Source organism: Paenibacillus sp. TSM33, assembly GCF_056099025.1.
The window spans coordinates 15,818-31,572 of the sequence record NZ_JBLZXB010000013.1 but is presented as its reverse complement, the minus strand read 5'-3'; the positions used below and the strand labels follow the sequence as shown (position 1 = coordinate 31,572).

Here is a 15,755-nt window from a genome sequence, read left to right as displayed (position 1 = left end):
TACGTAATTGAGCAATGTGTCGGAAAAATAATACTTTGCAGGCAAGGGCAGTCGGACAAGCCGCCGCCCTCTGCGCATGCAAAGTGAAATCATTTCTTTTTAGAAAACTGATTTAGAACACAAAGTCGATGGAATCTGGCGAGAAGCCTTCCGGCTGCTCGCTCGAGTTCACCTGAATATCGCTTAATAGCAAATCTGGATTAGCTCCAACCTGGGACAGGATCGCTATCAAATCTCCGGTTAAACGTTCAATAGCGTCTGCACCAAACAGCTTTGTGCAATATTCAAAGGAACCCTTGATCTGCCCGTCTTCATCACTCATGGACAAGGTCATATCGAATTTGGAAATACGATGTTCCTGGACATACGGACTAAAGGACAGTGTTTCAAGCTTCGCTTCCGGTGACTCCGTATTTTGCAGTACAAACATGGTGTCAAACAACGGATTACGGCTTGCATCCCGCGCTACATCCAGCTTTTCCACCAACTCCTCCAGCGGATAATCCTGATGTTCGAAGGCTTGCAGCGTACGATCTCGGGCTTCCAGCAAGTAGTTGTGGAACGTTTGGTTGCCCTGCGGCTGATGCCGGATGGCTAGCGTATTGACGAACATGCCGATCAGTGGCTCCAGCTCAGGCAACAAGCGGCCGGCGACCGGCGTACCGATGATCAAATCATCCTGACCGCTGTATTTGGACAACAGGACGGTGTAGGCACTCAGTAGCACCATGTACAATGTGCTTCCGGTCTGTGCCGCTATCCGGCGCAGTTGTCCAGATACATTCGGATCCACGGTAAATTCATACATGGCTCCCTCAAAGCTGCGAACAGCAGGTCTAGGATAAGCGATCGGCAGATCCAGGACCGGCAATTCCCCGGCTAAATGCTCCAGCCAGAACTGTTCTCGGCGCTGGTAGGACTCCCGCTGCGTTTCCTGCTGCTGCCACACCGCATAGTCCTTGTACTGAATCGACAACGGTTCTAGAGCCTGTCCCTCGTACAGTTGTCCCAGCTCCTGCACAATATTGTTAGACGATACACCGTCTGAAATAATATGGTGCATGTCGTACATCAGGAGGTGACGCTCGGGTCCGGTTTGAACGAGACGGACACGCAGCAGCGGTGCCTGCTGGAGATCGAAGCTGCGTACAAAGGACTCGCTATACGCTTCGGCTTCAGACTCATGGGCCTGCAGGCGCTCTACCGCAAATTCAACTTGATCGTAAATCCGCTGCACGACCTCGCCGTCCACCATTTCAAAGGAAGTCCGCAGCGTTTCATGGCGGGCCACTAGCTGACGGAACGCCTCCTCCAGTCGGTCTGCCTGAAGCGGCCCCTCCACTACTAATACACCCGGCATATTGTAGCTGACATCTCCACCTTCCAGATGACTCAAAATGTACAGTCGTTTTTGAGCCGAGGAGACCGGATAATAAGACTGTTTCGCGGCTGCAGGGATCATCGTATAGGTGTCTGTACCGTGCGTTGCGATGAGCTGAGCTTGCTGCTCAATCGTAAAGTGCTGGAACACCTCACGCAGTGTCATTCGGCTGTCCAGTTCCTGATGGATTTTGGCCACCAGCGTCGTGGCCCGCAGGGAGTGTCCTCCCACATCGAAGAATGAGTCGGTGACGCCGACGCTGGACAGTTTCAGGACATCCTGCCAGATTTGGGCTAGCTTGGCCTCCAGCGGCGTCCGCGGCGCAACATACTCCAGACCTCCTTCGAGGCGTGCTTCCGGTGCTGGCAACGCCTTCCGGTCGATTTTCCCGTTTGGCGTCAGTGGGAAACGATCCAGTTGTACGACATACGTCGGGATCATGTAATCCGGTAGCTTCGGCTGCAGCGCATTCCGCAGTTCCGGTAGGCTCAGCGACCCTGTAGCTACGATATAGGCACACAGATCCTTGTGTCCGTCCTCGTTTTCCCATGCCGTGACCACGGCTTTTTGGATACCGTCCACGGTCAGCAGCTGTGCTTCCACCTCGCCCAGCTCGATCCGGTAGCCGCGGATTTTGACTTGATGGTCGATCCGGCCCAAATACTCGATACTGCCGTCCGGCAGCCATCGTGCTAGGTCGCCCGTTCGGTACATCCGGTTTGCGTGAGTGCTGTCCACTTCGGTGGCCGCCGCATCAGCGAACGGATTCGGGACAAACTTCTCAGCCGTCAGTTCCGGCAGGTTGAGGTATCCTCGTGCGATACCTGCCCCTCCGATATAGAGTTCACCCGCGATCCCCATCGGTACCAGCTGTTGTCGAGTGTTCAAGATGTACACAGCCTGGTTGGCTATCGGCGTTCCGATGGATACTGTGTGCTCCCCTTTTTCCAGCAGTACATTCAGCGACTCTACATCTTCAATCGTATAAGCAGTCGCATCTACCGTGGCTTCGGTCGGACCATACACGTTCGTAATCACCGGACGATACCCGGCCCATTTGTGTAGGAACCCCTGTACCAGCTGCACCGATAATGCTTCGCCCCCGATCAGGTAATGCTTCACATCCGGTGCTTCGGTCACGCTGACGCTTTCGTTCAAAATATGCAGATGCGCTGGTGTGCCGTCCGACAGATCAATCCGGTGCGTGCGGTAATAGGCGATCAAATGCTCCCCGCTCAGGCTGACGTCACGGGATACCACATGCAAAGTGTGGCCTAACAGCAAGCTGGCAAAGATTTGTTTCACCGACGCGTCAAATACAAAGGCCGACAGCCATGCGATGTGAAGCGGCTGAGCATACCGGCTGTATACTCGTTCATATAAAGCATCTACCAGATTGCTGACACTGCCCTGCTCGATCATGACTCCTTTCGGCTGACCGGTTGTACCTGACGTATAAATCATATAAGCCAGGTTGTGCAGGTCGGCGACAGGGGTCAGGTTGCTCGCATCCTGTGCTTCTAGTTGAGCCTGTACGCCCTCCTCGTCAAGAACGATAGTTTGTACTGTCGATGGCAGTTGGAGTGACAGGTTGGCAGCTCTGCTTGTGATCACGACCTTTGCCCCACTGTCTTGAAGCATGTAGTCAATGCGCTCCTGCGGATACATCGTATCCATTGGCACATACGCGCCTCCAGCCTTCAGTACCCCCAGAATGCTCACCAGCATATCGGCAGAACGTTCCAGCAGTACGCCTACCGGTTGATCTGCTTCAACTCCTTCTGCCCGTAGCACACGAGCTAATCGGTTCGCCTGCTCATTCAGCTCAGCGTAGGTTAGCGCTATATCGCCAGACACAACGGCTATCCGCTCAGGACTGTCTTTCGCTTGCTCTTCAAAACGCTCGCTGAGCGACAGACCTTGGAGTGTTCTACGCACGCTGTGCGCGTTCGGATCATTGAACACCTTCAGAATCTGTTCGGTTTCTTCCGCCGTAATCAGTGCCAGCTCACCCAGCTTCGCATCCGGGTTCGCCGCTACGGCTTCGGCCAAGCGAATAAAGTGACGTGTCATCCGTTCAACGGTTTCCCGTTGATACAACGCGGTTGCATACTGCAATCCAAACTGGATGCCTATCTCTTCCTCTCTGGCTTCCAGCGTCAAGTCAAACTTCGCTGGTGTTTGCTCCAAGCCATATGGACGGAAGCTCAGGTCTGCCAGTTGCAGTTCACCTTCCTCGGTAGTTTGCAGGGTAAACATCGTATCGAACAGCGGATGGCGACTCATATCCCGCTTCACATTCAGCTTTTCCACCAATTCCTCAAATGGATAGTCCTGATGTTCGTAGGCTTGCAGGGCCTGAACCTTCACTTCTTCCACGTAGCTGCGGAAGGTATGTTCCGCTGTCGGATAGTTTCGCAATGCCAGCGTACCGACGAACATGCCGAGGATCGGCTCCAAATCGGCATGCGGTCGTCCGGCAATCGGCGTGCCGACGACAATGTCCTCTTGGCCGCTGTATTGGTGCAAGAGTGCGGTGTACGCCGCCAGCAGCACCATATACAGGGTAGAGCCTGTGTGCGCCGCCAGTTCCTTCAGGCGTTCGCTCACTTCGCGTTCCAGCCCAAACACCACGGTATCGCCTGCCGTACTTCGTATCGACGGACGGGCAAAGTCTGTCGGTAAATCCAGCACAGGCAGTTCCCCTCGGAAGGTGTTCAGCCAGTACGCTTCCTGACGCTGCATCCATTCCTGATGGGCTTCGCTTTGCTGCCATACGGCATAATCCTTGTACTGTATCCGCAGTGGCGGCAGCTCTCCACCGTCGTACAGGCGGACAAATTCATTCGTCAGTACGCCCATCGACACGCCATCGGAAACGATGTGGTGCATGTCGAGCATGAGTACATGCTGCGGTTCCTGCCCTGCTCCTGATACGCCTAGATCTACCAAGCCTACCCGCAGCAGCGGTGCAGCTTTGAGATCAAACGGACGGACAAAGCAGCTTACCAGTTCTTGTACTTCCTTGTTGACCCTCATGTCTGTGTCCGTAGTCGCACCCTCAGCTTGTACCTTCGTAAATTCCACCTCGAACGGCACGGTGTCCTCAATAGACTGCATTGGCTCGCTGTCCACCAACTCAAAGTGGGTACGTAAGGACTCATGACGGACGATCAGTTGACGGAATACATGTTCCACTCGCTTCACGTCCAGCGGACCGCTCACTTGCAGCACCGATGGCATGTTGTAGTTCACATCATTCGGGTCGAACTGATGCAGCACATACAGTCGTTTTTGCGCCGAGGACAAGGGATAGAAGCTGCGCTCTTCCGTTACTGGAATGGATGCATACGTCACCTGTTCCAGCTGTTCCAGTACGACTGCCAGATGCTCAATCGTTGGTGCTTCAAAAATACTGCGCAGGGGAAGCGGCTTGTTCAGTTCCTTGTGAATCTTCGAGGCCAGTGTGGTCGCCCGCAGCGAGTGTCCGCCAATCTCGAAGAAGTTTTCCTTCACACCGACCTGAGTGAGGCCTAGTACATCCTGCCAAATTTGCGCCAGTTTCACTTCCACCCACGTTCGCGGTGCGACATAGTCGGCTCCGGTTTGCAGGCTGCCTTCTGGTGCTGGCAGGGCCTTGCGGTCGATTTTACCGTTCGGTGTCAGCGGCATTTGCTCCAACTGTACCAAGAAAGAAGGCACCATGTAGTTTGGCAGCTCCTCACCCAGTAAACTGCGCAGTTCACCAGCGCTTACGTCTCTTTCAGTGACATAGTACGCCACCAGTTGATTTTGTCCCTGCTCGTCCGCTTGGGCCAGGACGATGACCTCTTGTACGTCCTCCACTTTCAATATTTGTGCCTCGACTTCGCCCAGCTCAATCCGGTAACCCCGGATCTTTACTTGATGGTCAATCCGGCCCAAGTATTCGGTGTTTCCGTCCGGCATCCATCTTGCCAAGTCGCCTGTGCGGTACATCCGCTCATATCCGGCTTCGCCAGCCGCAAACGGATTCGGTACAAATTTCTCCGCCGTCAGCTCTGGACGATCCAGGTAACCACGTGCCAGACCCGGACCAGACACGCACAGCTCACCCGCTACGCCTATGGGGGCCAAATGCCCGTGTACATCTACCATGTATACCCGATGATTCGGCACAGGACGTCCAATGGAAATCAGCTGTCCTGCTCTCTCATCCTTGGATACCGGCCAGATGGATGTCGCTACCGAGTTTTCGGTTGGACCATAGCCATTGTAGTACGCCACCTGATCCTTCCACTTGTATACCAGCTCTGTTGAAGCGGCTGAACCCGCAGTGACCAGAATACGCAGATTTGGCATCCGCTGCGGCTCCAGATACACCGCATAGGTAGGCGGCAAAGCTGCCACCGTGATGTGGTGATCCGCCATATATTGTTCAAACCGTTCGTAGTCCAAAATCGTCTCTGACGTTGGCACGTACAACGTGGCTCCGCAGAATAGAGCTTGGAAGATTTCCCAGCAAGCCGCATCAAACGAGTAGCTGGCGAACAGCAACATATGATCTGAGGTACTGATCTCGAATTCCTGATCAAAATACGTTTTCAGATTGCATAGCCCGTGATGCTCCAGCATAACGCCCTTCGGCTGCCCCGTTGTCCCCGATGTATAGATCACATACGCCAGATCGTTCGGACCGGACAACGACTCCAGATTGGAACCATCCTCGTGATACACATTCTGTGTCCCATTCAGCACCAGCACGTGACCGTCGAAAGCTACTTTGTCCACCAGATGACCTTGAGTTAACAACAGCTTCGCTCCCGAGTCATCCAGCATATAGCGGATACGCTCTTCCGGATAGGTTGGATCGATAGGTACATATGCTCCTCCGGCTTTCAAAATCCCGAAGATACCCACGATCATGTCTATCGAGCGTTCGGTCATCAGACCTACCAAACGATCTTTCGTCACACCTTGACTGCGCAAGGTACGAGCCAGACGATTCGCACGTTCATTCAGTTCGCGATAAGTCAGCTGCTCTCCTTCGAAGTATAACGCTGGCTGTTCCGGTGTGTGCACTGCTTGTGCTTCGAACAAGCCATGGATCGTTTGCTCGCTTGGATACTCGGCGGCTGTATCTCCCCATACGCTGAGAATTTGCTCGCGTTCCTGCTCGCTTAACACATCCAGCTCTTGCACCCGAATGGCCGGATTCGCTACCACTTGTTCCAGTAGCTGTATTAAATGGCCCTGAGTCCGTTCCACGGCTTCCCGATCAAATATTTTTGTATTATATTCGAATCGGATTTTCATCGCTTCCTGCGGCATGACGACCAGATTGAAATCATAGTTCGTTTGTTCAATCATGCCTGCATTGCTGATTACAAAATCCGACGCTGCACCTTCGCCAAGCTGCTCGACCTGCTCCTCCACCGGATAGTTTTCAAACACGATAATGTGGTTGATCAGCTCTTGCTTTTGCTCGGTCAAGGCTTGAATTTCATACAGCGGATACGTTTCGTAATCTTGAGAAGTCAGCGCCTGCTGCTGATTCACTCTGATCAGGTCGGCAAAGGTGTCCTCAGCCTGGCTGCGGATACGGATTGGAATGGTGTTAATGAACAAGCCCACCATATTTTCGATCCCCGGAATATCAGCTGGACGACCCGACACGACACCGCCAAAGACGGCATCATCACTACCGTTGTACTTTTGAAGCAGTAAGCCCCAGGCTGTTTGCAGTAATGTATTCGGGGTCACGTGGTACTGCTTGGCTACCATTTCCATGCGCCCTGTCAAATCCTTACCTAGATCGCACAACACATGCTCAAATTGTGCACCGTCCGCTTTCGTGCCGACTTTTCTGGTTGGAATCGACGTTTGTTGATCATAGCCCAGCAAATAATCTTTCCAGTATGAGGCTGCTGCTTCTACATCCTGGGCTTCAAGCCACTCAATATACTGACTGTATGGAGTCACCGGGGCGAGCTTTGGTTCTCTATGCTCTACGGCTGCAAAATAAGCCTCAAACACCTCATCTGTTGCCAGCGCCACACACCAGCCGTCCATTAGGATGTGATGAGAGCTCCACACAAAATAATAATCCTCGTCACTGGTCCGTAAAATGGCCACGCGCATCAACGCATCCCGGGACAAATCGAATCCGGCTGCCTTGTCCTGGCGAATAAATTCCTGCACATACGCGTCACGCTCCTGGTCACCCAAATGACGCAAATCTTCATATCTGAAACCAACATCCTTGCGCCGGAATATCACCTGCACGGGCTCATCCTGCCAGCCGCTAATGAAATTAGCTCTAAAGATCTCATGCCGCTGTGCCAAATGATTCAAGCTATCTTGGAAAATATCCTCTTGGAAGCGTCCGTGTAGATCAAAGGTCGTCTGTTCAAAATAAGCCCCTGACGCTGCATCCATCAGGCTATGGAACAACATGCCTTTTTGCATCGGTGTCAAGGCATATACATTTTCCAGTTCCCCCATGTCACGAGTCCGCTCTACTAACTGATCCAGCTCGGCCAGGGTTACATGTTTAAGCATCACATCGCTTGGCGTTAGCTCCTGCTGTTGGCGACCCGCGCAATGCGCGATGATGTCCTGCAGGCTGGTTCTGAGTGCTTCAGCTAACTGCTCCATCGTTTCACTGCGATATTCCTGATGGCTGTAGCTGATCGTCAATTGTAATTGACCTTCCGAAATCAGTCCGTTCAGATCCAGCGTATGCGTTCGGGCTGCATGTGGGCTCAGCTCGGTACCGCTAGCGTAAGGAGACACGCCAATGGATGGATTTTGCATATCCTGGTCAAATTGTCCCAAATAGTTAAAGCTGATTTCAGGTTCAGTTACAAAACGCTCTTGCTCACATGCTGCAGACAGGTATCTCAGCATCCCGTAACCAATACCCTTTTGCGGAATCCGGCGTAGCCCTTCTTTCACCTGTTTGATGCGCTGTGAAAGATCTTGCCCTGCGCTCATATCCAGCACAACCGGGAATTGGGTCGTAAACCAGCCCACCGTGCGCGTAATATCCAGCTCTGGCAAAATGGATTCCCGTCCATGGCCTTCCAGGTTGACGAGCACGCGTTCAATACCCGCCCAGCGATGAATGGCTAGGCCCAGTGCGGTTAGCAGCAAATCATTCATATCCGTGTTGTAGGCACGATGCGCCTGTTTTAACAACTGCTCCGTTTCCTGAGCCGTCCACGTGACCGTCATGATCTCGCTGTCTTTATTCAAGGAATGAACAGGTAATTCGTCTTTTGGAAGCGGCTCATACGTTCCCTGTTCCACTTCTTGCCAGAAGGCGAGCTCTGCTGCCATTTCTGGACCATTCGCATAGTGAGACTGTTCATCAGCCCAGGTGCGGAACGAATCCGTTTTGTACGGAAGACGAGTCGGTTGTCCGTTCAAGGCTTGCTCATAGGCTGTCGTAAGATCCTCAAACAAAATGCGCCAAGAAACGGTGTCCACTACTAAGTGATGAATAGCCATCAATAAATGATCTCCATCGGAGCAATGGAATAGCCCCAGCTTCACCAGGGGTCCTTCGCTTAAATGGATGCCCGCCTGAATTTCGTTCGCTTTGGCCTCAATCGCCGCAGACCCTTCCGTCTCATGGCTGAAGTCTATGTGTTCCAGCGTATACAGCTCACCCTCGCCAATGGCGCGGTTCCAGGCCTCATATCCGTGCTCCGTAGGACGGAAAACGATCCGCAGCGCATCGTGATGGCTGACGATGTGGTCCATCGCTGTACGCAGTGCCACTTCATCAAAACCGTCCTGGCTATACAGCATAATGGACTGGTTATGATGATGAGCATCCGTCAGGTTCTGCTCAAAGAACCAATGTTGAACAGGTGTCAGTTTCACCGCGCCCATCACTTCGCTCTGATCCGCCAATCGGGTAACCGATTGGACTTTCAGCGCCAATGCAGACACCGTTGGATGACTGAACAGGTCTTTCATATCCAGTCGATAACCTGCTTGTAGCAATCGGGACGATACTTGCAGCGCTTTGATCGAATCCCCGCCCAGCTCAAAGAAGTTATCCTGCGTGCCTACGGCTTCCACGCCCAGTACTCCGGCCCATACCGCAGCCAGTACTTGCTCCACCTTCGTACGCGGGGCCACATAGGCTGCTCCGGTATGGATACTGCCTTCTGGTTCTGGCAAGGCCTTGCGGTCAATTTTGCCGTTACTGGTCAGCGGGATCGTCTCCAGACGCATCAGCCGTGCAGGCACCATGTGCGCTGGCAGTCCGGCTTCCAGTGCGGCCTGTACTTCCTCGATCCGTAGCTCGGGTTCTCCCGTGATGTATCCGCACAAATACTTGTGTCCTCGCTCATCCGTCCGGTCGATGACTACCGCTTGACGCACACCCGGTATCCGCTGAATCGCGGTTTCAATCTCGCCCAGCTCGATCCGGTAGCCGCGAATTTTGACTTGGTAGTCCATCCGGCCGATAAAGTCTACATTGCCGTCCGGCATCCACCGCGCCAAATCGCCGGTGCGATACAAACGTTCACCCGGTACGTACGGGTTCGCCACGAATTTCTCGGCCGTCAGGTCTGCACGGTTCAGATACCCCCGTGCGACCCCGGCACCGCCGATGCACAGCTCGCCCAGTACGCCGATCGGTACCGGATTCAGCTGGCTGTCCACGATGTAGAAGCGTGCGTTCAGCCACGCCTGACCAATCGGCACATTCCCGCTGCTTGGCAGCTTCGACAGCTCTTCGTCGTAGAAGCTGGAGTCAATCGCCGCTTCCGTGACGCCGTAGCTGTTAATAATGCGGATGTCCGCACCAAACCGTTCTTGCAGCACTCGGTAGTCCGTCACGCTGCAGCTATCCGAGCTGGTGATCAGCAGTTCCAGACTGCTCATGTCCAGTCCGTGTTCGTATACATGCTGCATAAACGGTACGATCAGAGCCGGCGTCGATTCGAACACGGTAATCTGGTAATCGCGAATCCAGCCGTACAGACGGCTTGGATCAATCCGGTCGTCTTTCGGACAGATGACCATCGTGCCCCCGTTATAAAGCGTCCGCGCAATATCGCCGACGAACACGTCGAAGGAGAAGCTGGCCAGTTGCAGCAGTCGTACTGGGAACTGGTTCAGACGGTAATCCCGGCGATAGGCCGCAGCCGTATTGACCAAGCTGCGATGCTCGATCATGACGCCCTTCGGACGTCCGGTTGTCCCGGACGTGTAGATCACATACGCCAGATCCTGCGGCTCGTTGATCGGTTCAACATCCGTGGCATCCCCGCTATACAGCGACTCATCGTCCAATGCCAGTACGGTGTGCAGACGCAGCCCTGTTGCTGGTTCGGATGCTGCTTCGCTGTCAGACTTCGAATCTGATTTCAAGCCTAAGCCTTCACTCAGGCGGTCTCTTTCCATCGTTTCAGCGCTAGCCGCCGTCTCCAGCACACCCTCGCTCTTTCCTTCGCCCATAGCCCATTGGCTTTCTTCGAGCCATGCTTGTGCTCGCTCTTGTAAGCCGGTTTGAGTCAGCAGTACCGTTGCACCGCTGTCCTCCAGCATGAAACGAATCCGTTCGGACGGATAATCCGCATCCAGCGGTACATAGGCACCTCCTGCTTTCCATACCGCCAATACGCCGACCAGCATGTCCACCGAGCGCTCGCTTAAAATACCGACAATGGATTCGCGTCCAATACCTACCTTTCGCAATCTACGCGCCAATTGGTTCGCACGTTCGTTCAGTTTGCAGTACGTAAGCTGCCGCTCCTCGTACACTACCGCCACGTGATCTGGCACAAGCTGTGCTTGTTCTTCCACATAGGTATGGAACAATGCTCTGTCTTCAACAGTAGCAACATCCGATACGCCTACATCTCCAAAACCGTAGAGGATTTGTACTTTTTCCTCGACAGTCACCATATCCAAAGCGGCCAGCGGCTGCTGCGGATGCAGTGTAATGGCACGTACAAGTTCGGTAAAATGCTGCGCCAAGCGCGTGATCGTATCCGGCTTGTACAGCGCCGTGCTGTATTCCAAACTGCACAGAATGCCTTCGGGCTGCTCTACGGCATCCAAGGTCAGATCGAATTTGGACGTAGGATTATCCATCGGATACGGCTTGAAGGTCAGACCTTCTAGTTCGAACTCCTGCTGCTCAAATGTTTTCAACTCAAACATGGTGTCAAACAGCGCATTCCGGCTCGTATCCCGTGTTAAATTAAGCTTTTCAACCAGCTCTTCAAACGGATATTCCTGATGCTCATACGCACGGAGCGCATGCTCTTTGACCTCTTGCAGATAGTCCAGGAACGTTTTGTCGCCAGACGGATAATTGCGGATCGCCAGCGTGTTGAGGAATACACCTACCAGGTTCCCCAGCTCCGCTTGTGGTCGTCCGGCAATTGGCGTGCCGACAATGATGTCCTCTTGACCCGTGTATTTATGCAAAAGCGTGCTATATGCTGCAAGCAGCACCATGTACAAGGTGGAGCCAGTTTGCGCGGCCAGCTGTTTCAACTGTTCGCTGTCCTCCATACAGATCGCAAACTCAAATCGTGTTCCTTCCAGACGCTGTACAGCAGGTCTTGTAAAATCCGTTGGCATATCCAGCGCCGGAATCTCACCAGACATGGTGTTCAGCCAGTAGCTTTCTTGCGCACGCAGACGTTCACTTTGCATATCTGCATGCTGCCAAACCGCATAGTCCTTGTACTGAATCCGAAGTGGCGACAGCTCCTTGCCTTCATACAATTGAGAAAACTCCTGCACGATAATGCCCTCCGTCACGCCATCCGAAATAATATGATGCATGTCATAGAGCATAACGTGACGCCCCGGTCCGTTTTCGATCAACTGAACCCGCAACAATGGGGCTTGTGCGAGATCAAATGCACGTACAAAGTCCTGTGCGTACTGCGTTGTCTCCTCTTCGCTTGCTTGTACATGCTCCACGCTGAATGGTGCGCTGGATTCAATCCGCTGAATCACCTCGCCATCCACCATCTCGAATCGGGTTCGCAGGGCTTCATGACGTTCAATCAGCTGACGGAAGGCTTGTTCCAGTCGTTTTTTATCCAAGGAGCCTTCGATAATCAACGCTCCTGGCATGTTGTAGCTAACCTCTCCCCCTTCCAGGTGACTCAGAACGTACATCCGCTTTTGCGCCGAGGAAACAGGATAATATTCGTGCTCCTCTGCCACAGGGATGGATACATACGTTTGCTGGGTCTGGTCTTCATCCATCACCTGTACCAATTGCTCAATCGTCGGATATTGGAAAATATCTCGCAAGGCCAGCTTGTGATTCAGCTCCTGATGAATTTTCGCCATCAGGGTGGTAGCGCGCAGCGAATGTCCTCCCACTTCAAAGAAGTTATCCTGGATGCCTATTTGGCGATGATTTAAAACGCTTTGCCAAATACGGACCAGCTGCTCTTCCAGCGGTGTGCGCGGCGCCACGTACTCCGTGCCCCCTTCGAGACGTGTTTCTGGCGCTGGCAACGCTTTGCGATCAATTTTTCCGTTGGGTGTCAGCGGGAATTGATCCAGCTGTACGACATACGTCGGGATCATATAGCCCGGCAGTTTGGGCTGCAGTGTGCTGCGTAGCTCTGGCAAATTTAGTGCCTCCGAGGCTACAACATACGCACACAGATCCTTGTCTCCGTCTTCATTTTCCCAGGCGGTGACGATGGCTTTCTCAATACCATCCACGGTCAGCAACTGCGCTTCCACCTCGCCGAGTTCAATCCGGAAGCCTCGGATTTTGACCTGATCATCCATCCGGCCGATAAAGTCTACATGGCCGTCTGGCATCCACCGCGCCAAATCGCCGGTGCGATACAGTCGTTCACCCGGTACGTACGGGTTCGCCACGAATTTCTCATCCGTCAGGTCCACACGGTTCAGGTACCCCCGTGCGACCCCGGCTCCGCCAATGCATAGCTCGCCCAGTACACCAATCGGCACCGGATTCAGCTGGCTGTCTACGATGTAGAAGCGTGCGTTCAGCCACGCCTGCCCAATGGGCACATTACCGCTGCTTGGCAGCTTCGACAACTCTTCGTCATAGAAGCTGGAGTCAATCGCCGCTTCCGTGACGCCATAACTATTAATGATGCGAATATCTGCACCAAACCGTGCTTGCAGCACCCGGTAGTCCGTCACGCTGCAGCTATCCGAGCTCGTGATCAGTAGTTCCAGACTGCTCATGTCCAGTCCTCGTTCATGCACATGCTGCATAAACGGTACGATCAGGGCCGGTGTCGATTCGAACACCGTAATTTGATAATCACGAATCCATCCGTGCAGACGGCTGAAATCAATCCGGTCGTCTTTCGGACAAATGACCATTGTCCCACCATTATAAAGCGTCCGCGCAATATCGCCGACGAACACGTCGAAGGAAAAGCTGGCCAATTGCAGCAGTCGTACCGGGAACTGGTTCAGGCGGTAATCTCGGCGATACGCTGCAGCCGTATTCACCAAGCTGCGATGCTCGATCATGACACCTTTTGGACGCCCGGTTGTCCCAGACGTGTAGATCACATACGCCAGATCGTGCGGTTCATTGATCGGCTCGATATCTGTGGCATCTCCGGTGTACAGTGACTCATCGTCCAGCATTAATACAGTACGTAGACGCAGCTTTGTTGCCGATTCAGATACTGCTTCGCGGTCAGACACCGAATCTGATTTCAAGCTCAAACCTTCATTGAGGCTATCTCTTTCCATCGTTTCAGCACCAGCCGCTGTTTCTAGCTCACTCTCAGTCTGCCTTCCGGCCAAGGCCTGTCGGCTTTCTTCGAGCCATGCCTGTGCGCGCTCCTGCAATCCCGTCTGAGTTAACAGTACCGTCGCACCACTGTCCTCCAGCATGAAACGAATGCGCTCGGACGGATAGTCTGCATCCAGCGGCACATAGGCGCCTCCGGCTTTCCACACCGCCAATACGCCGACCAGCATGTCTACCGAGCGTTCACTCAAAATGCCGACAATCGATTCGCGTCCAATGCCTTCCTTTCGCAATTTACGCGCCAATTGGTTCGCACACTCGTTCAGTTTGCGGTACGTCAGCTGTTGCTCCTCGTACACCACCGCCACGTGATCCGGCACAAACTGGGCTTGTTCTTCCACATAGGTATGGAACAGGGCTCCTGCTTCAACCGCAGCAACATCCGATACACCTACTTCTCCAAAACCGTAGATGAGTTGCTCCTTTTCCTCGGCGGTTACCATATTCAAAACTGCCAGTGGCTGCTGTGGATGATAGGCAATAGCTCGAACGATTTCCGCAAAATGCTGTGCCAATCGCGTCATGGTCTCCGGTTTATACAGCGCCGTGCTGTATTCCAGACGGCACAGAATGCCTTCGGGCTGCTCTATGGCCTCCAAGCTCAGATCAAACTTGGCCGTATGATTGTCCAGTGGATAGGAGCTCAAGGTCAGACCTTCCAGCTCGAACTCCCGCGGCTCCCATGTTTTTAGCTCAAACATCGTGTCAAACAGCGCATTCCGGCTCGTATCCCGCGTTACATTCAGTTTTTCAACCAGTTCTTCAAACGGATAGTCCTGATGCTCATACGCACGGAGCGCATGCTCTTTGACCTCCTGCAGATAATCCAGGAACGACTTGCCGCTGGACGGATGATTGCGCATCGCCAGCGTGTTAATGAACACACCCACCAGATTACTGAACTCCGCATGCGGTCGTCCGGCAATCGGCGTGCCAACGACGATGTCCTCTTGGCCTGTGTATTTGTGTAGGAGCGTAGTGTACGCTGCCAGCAACACCATATACAGGGTAGCGCCGGTTTGCGCCGCTAGTTCTTTCAGACGTTCACTAACCTCACACTCCAGCACAAATTCGATCGTATCCCCTGCCGTACTCTGCACCGCTGGGCGGACAAAGTCAGTAGACAGATCCAGTACAGGTAGTTCACCTTGGAAAGTGTCAAGCCAATAGGCTTCCTGACGCTGCATCCATTCCTGCTGGGCCTCGCTTTGCTGCCATACGGCATAATCTTTGTACTGAATCCGCAATGGCGCTAGCTCTTCACCGCCATACAAACGGACAAACTCATCGGTCAGGACCTCCATGGAAACCCCATCCGAGACGATATGGTGCATATCGAGCATGAGCAAATGCTGGGATTCCTGCTTCGCTCCTTGAACGCCCAGATCCACCAAGCCTACCCGCAGCAGCGGTGCAGCTTTGAGATCAAACGGACGGACAAAGCGCCGCACCAGCTCTTGTGCTTCTATGTTGACTCTTGTGTACGTATCTGTAGTTGTGTCCTGATCTGTGTCCACAGTCGCACCCGCTGCCTGTATCTTCGTATATTCCACCTCGAACGGCACAGCGTCCTCAATCCATTGCATCGGC

The 15,755-nt window shown here is 53.4% G+C and carries 1 protein-coding gene (cut by a window edge); it reads right to left on the bottom strand.

The window, feature by feature from the left end; all coding sequences use genetic code 11:
• Window positions 1–112: 112 nt before the first annotated feature.
• The coding region annotated (locus ACN6NF_RS11195; protein ID WP_474317698.1) for a non-ribosomal peptide synthase/polyketide synthase crosses the window boundary (this coding region is incomplete at its 5' end): on the bottom strand, window positions 113–15,755 show 15,643 of its 31,460 nt. 15,817 nt of the annotated region lie beyond the right edge of the window.